This window comes from Slackia equolifaciens (assembly GCF_003725995.1).
GTDB lineage: Bacteria > Actinomycetota > Coriobacteriia > Coriobacteriales > Eggerthellaceae > Slackia > Slackia equolifaciens.
On record NZ_QIBX01000029.1, the window covers coordinates 1 to 15,279 of the forward strand.

Annotated in this window: 14 protein-coding genes; all 14 read left to right on the forward strand. The window is 61.7% G+C overall.

Annotation, left to right across the window (positions count from 1 at the left end):
* The coding region (locus tag DMP06_RS10885; protein ID WP_148042532.1) for a PH domain-containing protein at positions 1-698 on the forward strand (698 nt) is incomplete at its 5' end.
* A gap of 520 nt (positions 699-1,218) precedes the next feature.
* Positions 1,219-3,114, forward strand: coding sequence for a thiol reductant ABC exporter subunit CydD (gene cydD, locus DMP06_RS10890; protein WP_123209758.1), 1,896 nt, complete (start codon positions 1,219-1,221; stop codon positions 3,112-3,114).
* Positions 3,111-5,084, forward strand: a complete 1,974-nt coding sequence (locus tag DMP06_RS10895; RefSeq protein WP_123209759.1) for an amino acid ABC transporter ATP-binding/permease protein — start codon at positions 3,111-3,113, stop codon at positions 5,082-5,084. Before cydD ends, DMP06_RS10895 begins: the two co-directional genes overlap by 4 nt.
* A gap of 436 nt (positions 5,085-5,520) precedes the next feature.
* Complete coding sequence (gene trhA, locus DMP06_RS10900) at positions 5,521-6,459, forward strand: PAQR family membrane homeostasis protein TrhA (RefSeq protein ID WP_338056830.1); 939 nt, start codon at positions 5,521-5,523, stop codon at positions 6,457-6,459.
* Positions 6,460-6,693: 234 nt separating this feature from the next.
* Positions 6,694-7,563 (forward strand): hemolysin family protein, encoded by an 870-nt coding sequence (locus tag DMP06_RS10905; protein ID WP_245962499.1) that lies wholly within the window; start codon positions 6,694-6,696, stop codon positions 7,561-7,563.
* 111 nt (positions 7,564-7,674) lie between these two features.
* Entirely contained in the window at positions 7,675-8,628 is a 954-nt protein-coding gene (locus DMP06_RS10910) for a PspC domain-containing protein (RefSeq protein ID WP_220092574.1), read from the forward strand.
* A gap of 12 nt (positions 8,629-8,640) precedes the next feature.
* Positions 8,641-9,072: a PspC domain-containing protein gene (locus DMP06_RS10915; RefSeq protein ID WP_220092575.1), complete on the forward strand. Its 432-nt coding sequence runs from the start codon at positions 8,641-8,643 to the stop codon at positions 9,070-9,072.
* 416 nt (positions 9,073-9,488) lie between these two features.
* Positions 9,489-10,220, forward strand: coding sequence for an RlpA-like double-psi beta-barrel domain-containing protein (locus DMP06_RS10920; RefSeq protein ID WP_123209761.1), 732 nt, complete (start codon positions 9,489-9,491; stop codon positions 10,218-10,220).
* 118 nt (positions 10,221-10,338) lie between these two features.
* Complete coding sequence (locus DMP06_RS10925) at positions 10,339-10,995, forward strand: potassium channel family protein (protein WP_123209762.1); 657 nt, start codon at positions 10,339-10,341, stop codon at positions 10,993-10,995.
* 8 nt (positions 10,996-11,003) lie between these two features.
* On the forward strand, positions 11,004-11,684 hold the full coding sequence (locus DMP06_RS10930) for a potassium channel family protein (RefSeq protein WP_123209763.1): 681 nt from the start codon (positions 11,004-11,006) through the stop codon (positions 11,682-11,684).
* 269 nt (positions 11,685-11,953) lie between these two features.
* Entirely contained in the window at positions 11,954-13,297 is a 1,344-nt protein-coding gene (gene purB / locus DMP06_RS10935) for an adenylosuccinate lyase (protein WP_123209764.1), read from the forward strand.
* Positions 13,298-13,473: 176 nt separating this feature from the next.
* Positions 13,474-13,869, forward strand: coding sequence for a hypothetical protein (locus DMP06_RS10940; RefSeq protein WP_123209765.1), 396 nt, complete (start codon positions 13,474-13,476; stop codon positions 13,867-13,869).
* A gap of 183 nt (positions 13,870-14,052) precedes the next feature.
* Complete coding sequence (locus DMP06_RS10945; RefSeq protein WP_123209766.1) at positions 14,053-14,502, forward strand: GNAT family N-acetyltransferase; 450 nt, start codon at positions 14,053-14,055, stop codon at positions 14,500-14,502.
* Positions 14,503-14,553: 51 nt separating this feature from the next.
* Positions 14,554-14,871 carry a hypothetical protein gene (locus tag DMP06_RS10950; RefSeq protein ID WP_123209767.1) on the forward strand — a complete coding sequence of 106 codons (318 nt, stop codon included), beginning with the start codon at positions 14,554-14,556 and terminating at the stop codon, positions 14,869-14,871.
* Positions 14,872-15,279: the final 408 nt, after the last annotated feature.

Genomic DNA, 15,279 nt, shown 5'->3' on the forward strand with positions numbered 1-15,279 from the left:
ACAAGATCGATAGCGCTGCCACCGATTCGACCGAGGCGCAGGGGCAGCAGCCTGCCACGAAGGGTGTGGTCATCCATCCGTTCGTTAAGATGAGCCGCGTGCCCGAGATCATCGCGGGCGTGCTGCCCGAATTTGCCGACATGCCCACTGAGACGTTCAAGCCCGCTCCCGTCGCCAAGCGCCGCGCCATCGTGCGCATGGGCATCATCCGCAGCGCTGCGTTTTGGTTCGCCGTGTTTGTGGCACTGTGCCAGGCGGCTATGGAGCTGGTCATTGTGACGATGCCCCTGAACGCCGAAGAGCTTGCGATGCTGGCAACCGTGCGCTACCTGATGTTCGCGTACTACGCCATTTTCGTGCTGGCCTTCGTGGTGAACGTGATCAATGCGATTCTGTGGCACAAGCGCAGCGGGCTCGGCTACGACCGCGGGTTCATGAGCATGACCAACGGCGGGCTGGCCGTAACCACCACCTACACGCCGCGCAAGAAGATTCAGTTCGCCTACCTGCGAACCAACCCGTTCCAGCGCATGGCGCATGTGGCCAGCGTGAACGTGCGCACGGCGGCAGGCGTGGGCGGCACCACCGAAACGCTGTGGGATTTGCCCGAGGAAGACGCCGATGCCTGGATGGAGTGGGTGCGTCCGCGCGGCAAGCGTGCGCAGGCGGCGGAGCCAAACGGCGAGACCATGGCTTAAGCGGCCCCCTCTTGGCGATTCACGCAGCAGGCGGGCGAGGCAACCCGTCCGCCTGCTGTACATGTCCGCAGGACGTTGGGACGCCAAAGGTGATGTAGCTGGCTGTTGGCGCTTCCAGGCGGATAAAGGACGTCATTTTTACGGTGGTAGACAGCAAACAAGCGATTTCGCCGTAAAAATGACGTCCTTTGCTTTGCGCAGGGGGCCGCGGTCGAGATGGTCCTTAATGCTATAAGTTTAATAACATATGAACCTATCGTTAAAGTGTCTGTGCTAGACTTGCTTCTACGCCGCCGTGAGTGGTTCTGGTGAATGCACGGGAGTATGCTTGGCGGCGCGGGTCCCTCTTGTCGTTGCGGCATCGTGTTGCTGCGGTGGCGAAAGGTCTTGGCCTGACTTGGGATTCGGCCAAGAAATGCCATCAAGATATGATGCGGGCGCAATGCATGGGCTGCCCGGTGTGCGGCTATCTGGTGTTCGGTGCCCGACGCTCGTTGTAGCAAGGAAAAGGAGGCGGTGCATGCTCGACAAGGCGATATTCCAGCTGCCGGGGGCTCGTCGAGCGCTTGCGGCGCTGGTGGCGTTCTCGCTCGCTCGCGCGCTGCTCACCGTTGGCCAGGCGGCATCGCTCGCTTCTGCCTTCACCAACCTGTGGGGCGGCGCGCCTGTTTTCGACCAGGCCCCGTTCGTCATTGGATTCCTCGTGTGCTTCATCGGACGCCAGGGCGTGACTTGGGGGCAAGACTCCTATCTGGAGAAATTCGCCTCCGCTCGCGCCGATGAGCTGCGCGACCGCTTACTGCGCACGCTGTTCTCGCGCGGCACCGAACTCACTGCGCAGCGCGGCACGGGAGATTTGTGCTCGCTCGCCCTTGAGGGCATCGACCAGGTGGAAACCTACCTGCGTCTTATGATGCCCAAGCTCACCAACGTCATCGTGGTGCCGTTGGTTCTGCTGGTGTGGATCTTCCCGCTGGACTGGGTGTCGGGCGTTATCGCCCTCGTGGTGTTTCCGTTTATCATCCTCTATATGGTCATGTTGGGCTATACGGCCAAAAACGAGGCGGCGCGCCGCTATCGCGAGTTCGGCGTGCTGTCCAACCACTTCGTCGATTCGCTGCGCGGGCTGGACACGCTCAAATTTTTCGGGCGCTCCAAGGCTCGTGGGCGCGACGTGTTTGCCACGAGCGAGCGCTTCCGCGAGATCACGATGAAAACGTTGCGCGTGGCAACGCTTTCTGGTGCGGTTTTGGACGTGTTCGCCACGCTGTCGCTGGCCGCAATTGCAATCATGTTGGGATTTCGCCTGGTGGACGGCTCGGTTGCGCTTTTCCCGGCCATGTTCGTGCTTATTCTCACGCCGGAGTATTTCCGCCCGGTGCGTGAATTTGCGGCGGATTACCATGCTTCGCTCGACGGCAAAAACGCCCTGGCCGATGTGCTCGACGTCGCAGGGTTGGGGCCGGAGCCCAGCGAAGGCGAAGCGAAAGGCGCGCAGTGCGTCGAGGGTTTGCCTGCGGAAGGTTCCGATGGATCTGGTGACGAGGCGCATGCGCCTGCGGCATTGCTGGCCGAAGGCGGGGATGGCTCCAAGGGCATCGCTGATATTCGTACCGCCCGATTGCCCGTGTCCGCTATCGCGCCTTGGTCGGCCGAATCCTCTCTGGCGCTCGAAGGCGTGGGCTACACCTATCCGCGCGCTTCGCAGCCTTCGCTGTGCGATATAGCGTTTGACGTGCACGGATGCGCGAAAGTGGGCATCGTGGGCCTTTCCGGCTCCGGAAAAAGCACGCTGCTGCGCCTGCTTGCGGGGTTCGCCGAGCCAACGTGCGGCGCGATTCTTGCAGATGGCAGTCCCGTAAGCCTGCATGCCGACGGCTGGCGCGGTCAGGCCACCTATATTCCGCAGGACCCTTATATCTTTCATGCCACGGTGCGTGAGAACATGGCGTTCTACCGCCCCGACGCCTCCGATGAGGAAATCCAGGCAGCAGCCTGCGCCATGGGGCTGCGCGAATTCATCGACTCGCTTCCGCAGGGGCTGGACACGCTCATAGGCGAAGGCGGCCGAGCGGTATCGGGCGGGCAGGCGCAGCGCATCGCGCTTTCGCGTGCGCTCCTTGACCCCGCACGACGCATCCTGCTGTTCGACGAACCCACGGCGCATCTTGACGTGGAAACCGAGATGGAGCTCAAGAGCCGCATGCTGCCTCTGATGGAGGGCCGCCTGGTGTTCTTTGCCACGCATCGACTGCATTGGATGGCCAACATGGATTGGGTGCTGGTTGTGGAAAGCGGTCGCATTGTCGAACAGGGCTCGCCGCAAGATCTTGCCGCGGCTGGCGGCGCGTTCGCTCGGCTGGCCGAGCGCATGAAGGGCTCGGGGGCTTTCAACGGGGAAGGGGGCGCGCGATGAGGAATGCCGCATCGCCTTGGAGGGCGTTCAGGCACGATCGTTGGGTGCGCCCCTTCTTTGCGCGCTACAAAAAGCCGTTGGCGGGTGCTATCGCGCTCTCTATCTTGGCGTACACGTTCGCAGCGGGGCTCATGTTCACGTCGGGCTACCTGATCAGCGGTTCGGCCACGCTTCCGGCGTCGGTTCTTATGATGCATCTAGCGCTTATTGCCGTGCGCGTGTTCGGCCTGGGCAAGCCGGTGCTGCAGTATCTCGAGCGTTTGACCTCGCATGATTGGATCCTCCGCGTTACCAGCAGCCTGCGCTTGCGGCTCTACCAGTCGCTCGAGGGCCAGGCGGGAATGGGCCGCGCGGTGCGTCGCACCGGCGATGTGCTGGGACTTCTGTCCGAGGACCTGTCTCATTTGCAAAACATGTATCTTCGCTGCATGCTGCCCACGGTTGCCGCATGGCTTTTGTGGCTGATCGCCACGATCGCACTGGGGGCGTTCTCGCTCCCCGTGGCGTTGGGCATGTTCGTGCTGCTGGGAATCCAGACGGTGCTTTTGCCGCTGGTTGCCGTGCTAACGGGCAGCGCGCGTCGCATGCGCATGAAGGCCATGAAGAACGAAATGTATGCAGAGCTCACTGACAACGTGCTGGGCGTGGCCGACTGGGTGTTCTCCGGCCGTTCCGACGAATATCTGGCACGCCATCTCGCGGCTCATGACCGCCTGCGCGAGTTGCAGCGTGCGGAGTCGCGCGCGTCGCATTGGCGCGATATGGCGGGGCAGGTGGTGTTCGGCCTGGTGGCGGCGATGCTGCTCATGTGGGCTGGCGTGCAGTTCGGCGGCGCGGCGGCGGTGGACGTGTCTTCGGCCGCGAACTACATCGCCGCGTTCGTGCTCTGCTTCTTCCCGCTCATCGAGGCGTTTGCGCCAACGCCGGCTGCCGCGCTCGATGCCGTATCGCACGCCGATTCGATCATGCGCTTGAACGATTTGCCCGAACCTGTGGGCGATTGGGGCGATGCGGGCGTTTCCGCTGTGCCTCTTGCCGCGTCCGTGGCGTCTTCTGCTGGGGCCGCTACGCATCACTCCAAGCCCGTGGCGCCTTCTGCCAGGCCCGCTGTGTCTTTCGCCGAGCCTGCCGCGTCTCACGATGCCGCGCGCATTCCTTCTGATGCGTCGGCAAGCTGCGCAGTCGTGGATGCCGATGAAGCGGCAGGCTGCGCGGTTACGGATGCGGCTGCGTCCGGCGGCACGGCGGACATCCGCCTCCAAGACGTGTCTTTTGCGTATCCCGGATCGGATAGGCTTGTGCTCGATGGGCTTGATCTGGAAATTCCCCAAGGGCAAAAGATCGCCGTATTGGGTCGAAGCGGTGCCGGTAAATCTACGATGGCGGCGCTCATTCGCGGCGACCATGTGCCGCAGAGCGGCCGCGTGACCATTGGCGGCGCGGATGCTTCGGCGCTCGGGGATGCGATGCCGCGCCGCATCGGCGTCATTCAGCAGAATATCTACCTGTTCAACGACACTCTGCTCGCCAATCTACGCGTGGGCAATCCTGCTGCCACTGAAGAGGACGCGTGGCGCGTGCTCGATCAGGTGGGCTTGCGCGAAATGGTGGAGCGGCTGCCCCAGGGGCTCAACACCCTGGTTGACGAAGCGGGCAAGCGCTTCTCGGGCGGGGAGCGTCATCGCATCGCTCTTGCGCGCGTGCTGCTGCAGGATGTGCCTATTGTGATTCTCGACGAACCCACCGTAGGTCTTGACCCCATCACTGAGCACGCCTTGCTTGATACGCTGTTCAAAGCGCTTGAGGGTCGTACCGTGATTATGGTCACGCATCATTTGCAGGGCGTATCGGCCATGGACCGCGTCGTGTTCGTGGAGGACGGTCGCATCGCCATCGACGGCTCGCCTGAGCAGCTCGCCAAGGCAAACAGTCACTACCAAGCCCTCCTCGCCTTCGACCGGGGGTTCTAGCTGGGCTCTCATATTTTTCCGCTCTTAATGCGGGTGATGCTCAAATGACATGATTCGGCGCTTTCCGCGCACGCGCGCACCTCTTTCCTCCGACGAAACCGGGCGTTTGCATCGTCCGTTTCGAATGTGTGGAGCGCGTCGATAAAACGAGGGGCAAAAGAACGGCGATTTGCCGCACCAGAAACGTCGCCCCGCAAACGAACGCCGATTTGCTGCAGTTTTCGCGAACCTCCCGAAGTAGCCCAATCGGAGCGAGGCCGTGACCTGGGGAAACGGAGAGCTGAACGGCGGTGTACTCGGGGCACTCCTCGAAAACTGCAGCAAATCGGCGTTTGTTGCTCTTCCCGATGCGATTTTGCGGCGTTTTGGTTACGGCAGCGTTGCGTCGAGGCCCGCTTGGGAGGCGCGAGGCGGGTGCTGTGCTAGAATTGCCGCCATGGACACCGTTACACAACAATGCACCACGGCGGGCGCGCAGGAAGCGCCCGTTCGAGAACACGCCGCCTCGCCGGAAGGCTTCGCATCTGCGCTCAAGCCGAGTGGCAAGCAGAATGCCGGCCGCAACAACGACATGCGGCAGCAGGCCGCCTCTGAAAAGCGGCCGCAGGACACTGCATCTGTTTTCCCCTCGGCCGATTGGCTGCGCTCTCATGCGCCGCACCCCTGGCAGCCCTCCCAATTCGAAGATGTGCGTCTGCGCAAGCCCGAGTCTCAATCCAAGCGCGGCGTGAAGGCGCATAAGAACGTGCGTGAGTACACGCTGGGTGAAGAGATAGCCAACTCCATCAGCCACGGGCTGGGCGTGGTGCTGGCTATCGTTGCCATCCCCACCACTATCGTGGCCGCCGTCTCGCACGGCGGCGGCATCGCGCTTGCGGCGGCTATCATCTATTCCATCAGCATGCTGCTGGAATACACCGCCTCAACGCTGTATCATGCGCTTGCGCACCCCGCTGCTAAAAAGGTGTTCAAAGTCATCGACCATTGTGGCATCTATTTGTTCATCGCGGGGAGCTATACTCCGTTTTGCCTGGTCACGCTTATAGACTCGGGCGGCATCGTCCTGTGTGCCGTGGTGTGGGCGCTCGCCTTGGTGGGCATCGCGCTCGAGGCGTTCTGGGTATTTCGCCCCCGGTGGATTTCGGCGGTCATATATCTGGCGCTCGGTTGGTGCGTCGTGTGGTTCTTGCCGGCCCTTGTTGCTGCGTTGCCGCTGCCGGGTCTCATCCTGCTTGCCGCAGGCGGTGTAAGCTACAGCATAGGCTGCATCTTCTATGTGCTCAAAAAGGTGCCGTATATGCATACGGTATTCCACTTGTTTGTGCTGGCTGCATCCATCCTGCAGTACCTCTCGGTGGTGCTGTATGCGCTGTAGAACCCGTTACGCCGTGCGACCTGCCGTTCGCCTGCACGCCCCTCGGCTTTCCACGATTCTGTCCGACGCGTTTACGTATCTGCGACGTCGGCGAATTTGGGCTGTCGCCATGGCTGTTGTTGCCGAGCGTTGCGTGAGTACGTCAGGTAGAAATTCCGCAATTGCCTCGGCTGCCGATAACCCCGTTGATTATGTGCGCATTGCGCATGTGTACGATTCCAGAATGCAAAGGTTGTGAGAGATTCCATGGACCCCGATTCCCGAAAACCCTCTTCTTTCTCGTCCTTCGTAGACAAGCTGCTCAAGAAGGACCAACGGCCCGAGTCGGACGAGGACGAAATCCGCTCCGCGGTGGATGAGAGCGTCGAGCTTGACGCCGAGGAAAAGCGTATGATCCACGACGTGCTCGACCTGAGCGACGCCACGGCCGAGGAGGTCATGACCCCGCGCGTCGACATCATCGCGGTCGAGGATACCGAAACCGTGCGCCAGGCCATCGACCGCATGCGCGGCACGGGCTATTCTCGTCTGCCTGTCTATCACGACGACCACGATTCCATCATCGGCGTCGTGCGCTATAAAGATCTGATCGATCCGCTGCTGGAAGATCGCGAGTCCGATTGCGTGAAGGACTACGTGGCCGAGGCCATGTTTGTGCCCGAGAGCAAGAGCCTTTTGTCGCTGCTCAACGAAATGCAAACGAATCGTCAACAGATGGCCATCGTGGTGGATGAATACGGGGGAACTGCTGGTTTAATAACCACGGAGGATATCGTCGAGGAAATCGTGGGCGAAATCGTGGACGAAACCGACCCCGTAGACGCCGACATCACCCAGGTGTCGGAGCACGAGTGGGTTGTCAACGGCGCTTGCCCATGCGAGACGCTCGAAGGCCTAGGGTGGCCCGTGAAGCCGGGCGATGATTACGAAACGGTCGCTGGCTGGCTCATGGATACGTTCGATTGCGTGCCGCAGCTAGGCGACGAGTTCTCCGCCGACGGCTATTCGTTCAAGGTGCAGCGCATGCGTCGGCGCCGCGTGTCGTCGTTGCGCGTGCGTAAGGTCGAGGCCGCTTCTGCGGATGAGGCGAAGGCCGACCGCTAGCATTGCGGCGAGACAAGTGACGATATGGCCGGAGGCTGCCGCTTCCGGCCATTTTCTTGTGCCTGCATGATAGGCGGGCACAGATGCGATAGAGATAGAGAGGAGGCCCGCATGGTGAAAGAAGTCAAGCGCCTGTATCGCTCCGATGACGGCATCATAGCGGGCGTGTGCGCGGGTATCGCCGAGTATTGCGATATCGACCCCGTTATCGTGCGCATCTTGACGGTGCTGCTCTCCATCTCCTCGTTTGGCGTTGTGGCGCTCGTGTACGTGCTGCTTTGGCTCGTGATGCCGCGTCGCGTGAGCGCAGGCGACCCTATTTCGTGCGACGCGTATCTGCGCGTTGACCCCTGTGCCCAGCCCGGCCAGGTAGAACAGTCGGGACAGGTGGTTCCGCCTGCCGGGTCGCGCCCCATTCCCCCTGTGGGGCATGGCGCTCAGGCGCCGGGGTACCCTGCGTACGCTTTGGCGGCACAGCAGGCGGGGCAGGCGAACCAGGCGTCTTATGCTGCCTATTACGAGGCGGTTGCCGCCATGGGTTCTCGTGACGTTTCTCGTCGCGAGGCTGCAGGCATGGGCGGCACTACGCGCGTTGTGGTATGGGCGGGCGTGATCCTGCTGTTCATTGGAGTGGCGGCTCTGCTGAGCTCCATCGTCGATGAGGTGAGCTGGTGGCAGCTGTGGCCATGCCTGGTCATTCTGGCGGGCTTGGTGGAGATGGTGGTGCCGTCGCGCCGCGAGTTTCGCATCCGCCGTTTCTCACGCGGTATCGTGGTGTTTTCCCTGGGCGTTCTTCTTCTTTTGATTACGATCGACCTGCTTTCGTGGCGAACCATCATTCTTATGTTCGAGAAGCTGTGGCCGCTGCTGCTCATCGCGCTGGGCATCGACATCATCTCGCGCGCGATGGGCAATGAGCTTCTCGCGATCGCCGCGGCGCTGTGCGTGGTCGCCATGGTCGTGTGCGCGGTGACGGTGTTCGCGGTGCCGGGCGCTCTTGAGCAATTGACGGTGCATCCGCCGCTGTTGGGCACGCATGTGTTCGAAGTGAATCCGTGGGATTAGGAAGAGGCGGCTATGGCTGATTACGGGAACAAGCACACCAAGCCGCAGCAGGCGGCGATGGTTATCGGCGTCATCCTGGTGGCTTTGGGCGTATGGGGGCTCATCAACGCCGTTTTGCCCGGCTGGGTTTGGAACATGCTCGGCACCACCGTGCGCACCCTGTGGGGGATTCTGTGGCCGCTTGCGTTGGTGGCTGCAGGAGCGTATCTGCTGTGGGGCGTGAAAACCGGGAAGTTCTCCGGATTCGCTCAGGGCGGTTCGGCAAGGCCGCTGCGCCGCAGCAGGGCCGACAAACGTCTGCTGGGGGTGTGCGGCGGCATTGCGTATTACTTCGGAATCGATTCGACCGTGGTGCGTGTCATGGCGGTCATTCTGCTTGTGCTGTTCACGCCCTCGGCCATCATCGCCTACTTTTTGATAGCGCTGTTGGTGCCGTCGGCCTGACCATTTACGCCGTTCTGCCGAAAGGCGCTTTCCTCGATGGGGCGCTGCAATGCGGCGTGGGCGCACGGCACGCCACCTTGCCCCTTGGTCGCCCGTTGCGCATGAGGCGCTCCTCGCCCCTTTGCGCCAATATGGCGCACTGCGCGATTGCCCACTGATTCGCTCCGCATTTCGAGGCAAATCACCAAACCGTCACACTTTACAAACATCTGAAAGTCCTGGTCGGCTTGCATGCGCCCGTTCGCACTGCGCCGCTTGCGGGGCGGCGGGTTTGCTTCGCGCCGCGCTTCTGGGGTAAAATATCCAAGTTTTGACAAGCAATAACGCAGGACAGCAATCACACTACAACTTCAGCACGCTGTCGGCCTCGCGCTTTTTGCGGCGGGGTTAGCTGCGTTGCGGCATTTGGAGGATATTTGGCTCGTAGAGCATCTCATACTGGGCGCAAGCGTCGCGTTCTGCCCTTTGTGGCAGGGGCGTTTTCGCTCTTGGCGCTCGCTGTGGCGGCTTCGGCATTCATGCTGCAGCCCGCTGTCGCATCCCATGACGTGGACAGCACCACGGTGGGCATCGGAAGCCTGCAGCGCAGCGTGACCGAGGATGCCACGTCGGCGCAGCCCGCCGATGACGCGTCCATTGCGTCTGAAACAAGCTCGCTTACTTCCGCATCTACACGCACCATCACCGTGAAAGACCCCGATCCGGTTATCGTGATCACGGCGTACGATCAGACCAATCCGAACACCGTGAACGCCGCCATGAAGCTGGGCACCACCGATCCGCTGCCCACGGCTCCGCACATTCTTCCCGATGAGAGCGATGGTTGGTCGCTCGGTTCGGCTTCGGCCTACAGCTTCGCCGACAACGATGACGGCAAAGGCAACTTCGGCACCGATGTCACCGCTTCCGGCGTGCCTCTGACCGATTCCGGCCTGACCGTGGCCGTGCCTGAGTCGCAGTCGTATCTGATCGGGCATGCTGTGGCGGTTCGTTATGGCGAAACCATCGTGGTGGCCACCGTCACCGACACGGGCGGGTTTGCCGGCTACGGCCGCGCGCTCGATCTGGCGCCTGGCGTCTGGAAGCTGTTCGGTGCGACCGATGTGCACGACTGGGGCGTGCGCGACGTATACTATAAATTCCTGTAGGCGCTTGCTGCAAACGGATGCAGCCTGCGCCGCAAGGCTATAGATTCCTGTAAGATGCGCTCAGGCGCATCTTTTTCATTTCGGGCGAGGGCGCAAGCCGGACAAGGAGGAAAACGCCGTGGTCAATGTCATCATCGTGGGGTGCGGTCGCGTAGGCTCGCAGCTTGCCACCATGCTGTCGTCGAACGACGCCAACGTGTGCGTGGTGGACCGCAAGGCCGAGGCGCTTTCTAATCTGAGCCGCAACTTCAACGGCACCACGCTGCAGGGCGAGGGCTTCGACGAGAGCGTACTGGTGCGCGCCGGCGTGGAGGAGGCCGACGTCGTGGCAGCGGTCACCTCGTCGGATAGCGCCAACTTCATGGTGGCCGAAACCGCGCGCCGCATCTTCCATGTGCCGCACGTTATCGTGCGTCTGTATAACCCCGCCCGCGAGCGTGCCCACATGCAGCTGGGTCTGGACTACGTGTGCGGTACCTCGCTTGTGGCCGAAGAGGTGTTTTCCAAGGTCATGTCGGGCCACGGCAGCCATTTGGATTCATTCGGCGATTTCGAAATCCTTCGCTTCTCGTTCAATCTCGAGGGCACGGGCCTCAAGCAGATGAAGGTGGCCGATCTGGAGCGCAACCACGATATTCGCATCGTGGTATTCGAACGGCGCGATGGCAGCGCAAGTTCCATTCCCTCACGCGACTCGGTGCTCTACCATGGCGATAGCGTGGTGGCCTGTATCCGCCACGATTTGCTCGGTGAATTCTCGAAGTTCATGCAATAGGAGGAACCTTGTACATTGTGATTATGGGCGGCGGCAAGGTGGGAGAATATCTTGCGACCGTCATGCTCGACCAGGGTCACGAGGTTGCGGTTATCGAGCAAACGCGCGAAACCGCCGACCGTCTTTCCATCGAACTTCAGGGTCAGTACCTCATCATTCAGGGCGACGGCACCGACTCGGATTTTCAGGAAGATGCCGGCATCAGGCATGCCGATGTATTCGTGGCTGTGACCGGCCGTGACGATGACAATCTGCTGGCGTGCGAAATAGCCACGCGCGTGTTCAACGTGCCGCGCTGCATCGCTCGCGTGAACAATCCCAAGAATCGCCGTATCTTCAACATCGTGGGCATCGAAAGCGTGTCCTCGACGCTGCTCATTGCCAACATGATCGAGGAAGAGGCCCTGATGGGAAGCGTGGGCGTGGTAAGCGCCCTCTCGCGTGGCGATATCGTATTGTTCGAGATGAGCGTGCCGGCCCGTATGAGACATTTCAACCCGGAAGAAGGCGTGCCGGTGGATGCGCTGGACATGCCCGAGGGCTCCTCCATCGCTGCGATCGATCGCCTTGAAGAGGGCGAGGCCGAGGTTGCCACGCCGGATTCCATCATGTATCCGGGCGACAAGGCCGTGGTGGTTGCCGAGCGCGATGTGGTGGAAGACGTACGAGAGCTCTTTAAATCGCTGTAAGGCGCGAATCGCGTGCAAATTTAGGTTTGCAGGCGTCACAAGCGTAGCGAAAGACGAGAGGTGCGGTAAGATTCACCCAAACCTTCGAGACACGGAACGAAGCAGCGAGAAGGATCGGCGTGCCGGAGATTGCCCCGCCGCGACCCCAAGCGTGCTTCGCACGCGCCGAGGGGAGCACAAGGGGCAAGATGCGGTGCGCCGACCCTTCGTAGCATCGCAGCGTTTAATGCGTTCTTCCGCCGTTCGGAAGAACGGCGGAAAGGAACATCATGATTGGTCGTTACACGCGCCCGGCGATGGGCCGCATTTGGGAGCCTGAGAACAAGTTCGCCATCTGGAAGGAAATCGAGCTTCTGGCATGCGAGGCCCAGGCCGAGCTTGGCCAGTGCGGCATCACCAAGGAGGAAGCCGCTTGGATTCGCGCGCATGCCGATTTCCGCGTAGAGCGCATCGACGAGATCGAGGCCGTGACCAATCACGACGTCATCGCGTTTCTCACCTGTATGAAGGAATACATCGACGCCGACGTGCCGGAGGGCGAGGAAAAGCCCTCTCGCTGGGTGCACTACGGCATGACCTCCTCCGACCTGGGCGATACCGCGCTGTCGTACCAGATCACCCAGGCCCTCGACATTATTCTTGAAGATGTGAAAGCGCTGGGCGAGACGTGCAAGCGTCGTGCGTTCGAGTTCCAGGACGCACTGTGCGTGGGCCGCACGCACGGAATCCATGCTGAGCCCATGACGTTCGGCATGAAATTCGGCAGCTGGGCGTGGGCGCTCAAGCGTGCGCAGACCCGCTTGCAGCAGGCGCGCGAGGTAGCCGCTACCGGTGCCATCAGCGGTGCCGTGGGAACCTATTCCAGCATCGATCCGTTCATCGAGCAGTATGTGTGCGAGAAGATGGGTCTTACTCCCGACCCGCTTTCCACCCAGGTGCTGGCGCGCGACCGCCACGCCCAGGTCATGGCGGCTTTGGCCGTAACCGCGTCCACGCTGGAAAGCATCGCCTTGCAGGTGCGCCTCATGCAGGAGAGCGACGTGATCGAGGCAGAAGAGCCGTTCAAGAAGGGCCAGAAGGGTTCGTCGGCCATGCCTCATAAGCGCAATCCTATCACCGCGGAACGCGTGTGCGGCCTGGCGCGTGTGGTCAAAGCGAACGCGCAGGTGGGCTTCGACGACGTTGCCCTGTGGTTCGAGCGCGACATCAGTCACTCCGGCGCAGAGCGCGTGGCGCTGGCGGACAGCTTCATAGCGCTGGACTACATGTTCGGCAAGATGCAGTGGATGCTCGACGGCCTGCAAACCTATCCCGACAAGATGGTGCTCAACCTCAACCGCACGCGTGGACTCATCTTTAGCTCCAAGGTGCTGCTGGCGCTCGTGGACACGGGCATCACCCGCGAGGATGCGTACGTGATCGTGCAGCGCAATGCCATGGCGGTGTGGCACGACATCCAAAACGCCGTGGATGGCCCCACCTATCGCGAGCGTCTTGAGGCTGACCCCGAGGCCAATCTGAGCCCCGAGAAGCTGGACGAGATCTTCGATCCCTGGGCATTCTTGGGCCACAAGGATGTGGTGTTCAAGAAGCTGGAATCTCTCGAGTTCTAAATCTCCAAGCACATTTGCAAAGCTGAAAAGCCCTCCCTGTCGGGAGGGCTTTTGCGTGCGCGAACGATCTGACGATTCCCGCGCTCGGACACGACCCCGAGATTTCTAACGCCAAGCCCGCCACCTGCGTCGACGAGGGCTATTCCGGCGACGAGGTATGTGCTCGTTGCGGCGAGGTGCTCAAGGAGGGGGAAGCCATTCCGGCGACTGGTCACGCGTGGGGCGCGTGGCTGGAGACCAAGGAGCCAACCTGCACCGAACAAGGCACGGAGGAGCGCACCTGCGCCGCATGCGGTGCGACTGAACAGCGATCGGTAGAGGCGCTGGGCCATGACTTCCAGGATGGCGTTTGCGCGGCATGCGGAGCGAGCGATCCGAGCTACACGCCGCCCAAGGATCCCGAAGGTCCGGCGGAGCCCCAGAAGCCTTCGCATTCCCAAGAATCCACGGAGGCATCCAACCTGCCTGCAACAGGGGATTTCGCCTTCGCCATGGTTGCTGGAGCTGTCGTTCTTGCGGGCATCGCGACTCTTGCGATAGGCGCGTCGCTGCTTCGAAGGAGCGAGCGTTAGCTAAAACGCTTTCACTGGGATGGGGCTTTGGGCGAAAGCGGCCCGATGGCGAGCTGTCGCTTTGCGTTGGCGGCGCTTGCCATCGGCGAATTCGCACCAACTTGACGCGGGATTTGCACGTCTTTCGCCCATGGCGCGTATGGTGGGCGCAGCAACCCGTTCCCCATCCGAAAGGATCGCGTCATGGCACTCTCCGCGCGCGACGCCATCGCAATTCGCCCCGCTGTACGCACCGACTGCGCATTCGTCTACGATCTTATCTGCGATATGGAGAACGGGGAGCTTCCTTACGACGAATTCACGCGCATCTTCGCCGAGCAGATGGCCGACGGGCGTATGTTGTGCCTGGTGGCAGAGGAAGATGGCGAGCGTATGGGGTTCATCAACCTGCGTATGGAACGCCAGCTGCACCATGCAGCGCGTATTGCGGAGGTCATGGAGCTTGTGGTAATCGCCGGGCACAGGAGTCAAGGGGTCGGGGCGAAGCTCATCGAGGCGGCGTGCGGGGCGGCGCGCACCGCGGGGTGCATCCAGATCGAGGTGGCATGCAAGCAGCATCGCTCCCGAGCGCATGCATTCTATGAGCGCCAAGGCTTCGAAAGCACTCATTTCAAATTCTGCAGGGAGCTGTAGCCGCTCTTCGGCATCTGCCCCCCCCACATCTGATGTCGCTCGCGCGCGGCGATGATCATCGTCATTGCGGTTAAAATGCCCAAGAACTTCGGGAAGGAAAAACCCGCCGGACGCGAAGGCGACGCTTCGGCGCGCCGCGTAGCCAAGCAGCTTTCGACCATGCGCGGCAAGCGCGGCGAGTTCACCATTGTGGGGCCGTGGTGCCATGCGGGCGTGTCGAGCGTCACGGGGTCGCCTACGGTCGTCGGCATCGTCGAGGACGTGGATGATGAATGGGTGCTGCTGCGCACGAAGGGCAAAGGGGCCGGTACGCAGCGTTTGGTGCGCATATCCGAGATTTCCAAGATAGAGGAGCTTGTGGAAAAGTGAGGCATGGTGCGCGCAGTCGATGCGGGCTAAGGCTGCAATAGGACGGCGGGCGCAACAGCGGCGGCGTTCGACGCGTGTAGTCGGTGTCGCCTGCGCGCCCGTGTACGCCTGCATCGTCCAGTCCGTGCGAAAGCTGGCCGGTTGCAATGCGCGCGCCACGTACGCCTGTGCGGCCTCGCCGAGGCGGTAGTTCACTGCATCGTGTCGCCTGCGCGCCTGCGCATGCCTACATCATGCTTGCGTTGGCAGTTTTGTCGAGTATGTAATCCTGTTCTCGCTCCCCGGGACCGCGGACGTTTTCTTGTACATCCTACAGCACCGGATAGCCCAGCGCCGCGCGGCGCTCGTCCGGGGTGAGCCACCCGAGCTTCTGGGATATGCGCCCCTCGCGGAACCAGCGCATCCACT

Bases quoted from the DNA above. Each gene is read 5' to 3' on its own strand.
- DMP06_RS10945 (WP_123209766.1), top strand. From the start codon at position 14,053: ATGGCACTCTCCGCGCGCGACGCCATCGCAATTCGCCCCGCTGTACGC.
- DMP06_RS10895 (WP_123209759.1), top strand. From the start codon at position 3,111: ATGAGGAATGCCGCATCGCCTTGGAGGGCGTTCAGGCACGATCGTTGG.
- DMP06_RS10915 (WP_220092575.1), top strand. From the start codon at position 8,641: ATGGCTGATTACGGGAACAAGCACACCAAGCCGCAGCAGGCGGCGATG.
- DMP06_RS10910 (WP_220092574.1), top strand. From the start codon at position 7,675: ATGGTGAAAGAAGTCAAGCGCCTGTATCGCTCCGATGACGGCATCATA.
- trhA (WP_338056830.1), top strand. From the start codon at position 5,521: ATGGACACCGTTACACAACAATGCACCACGGCGGGCGCGCAGGAAGCG.
- cydD (WP_123209758.1), top strand. From the start codon at position 1,219: ATGCTCGACAAGGCGATATTCCAGCTGCCGGGGGCTCGTCGAGCGCTT.
- DMP06_RS10950 (WP_123209767.1), top strand. From the start codon at position 14,554: ATGATCATCGTCATTGCGGTTAAAATGCCCAAGAACTTCGGGAAGGAA.
- purB (WP_123209764.1), top strand. From the start codon at position 11,954: ATGATTGGTCGTTACACGCGCCCGGCGATGGGCCGCATTTGGGAGCCT.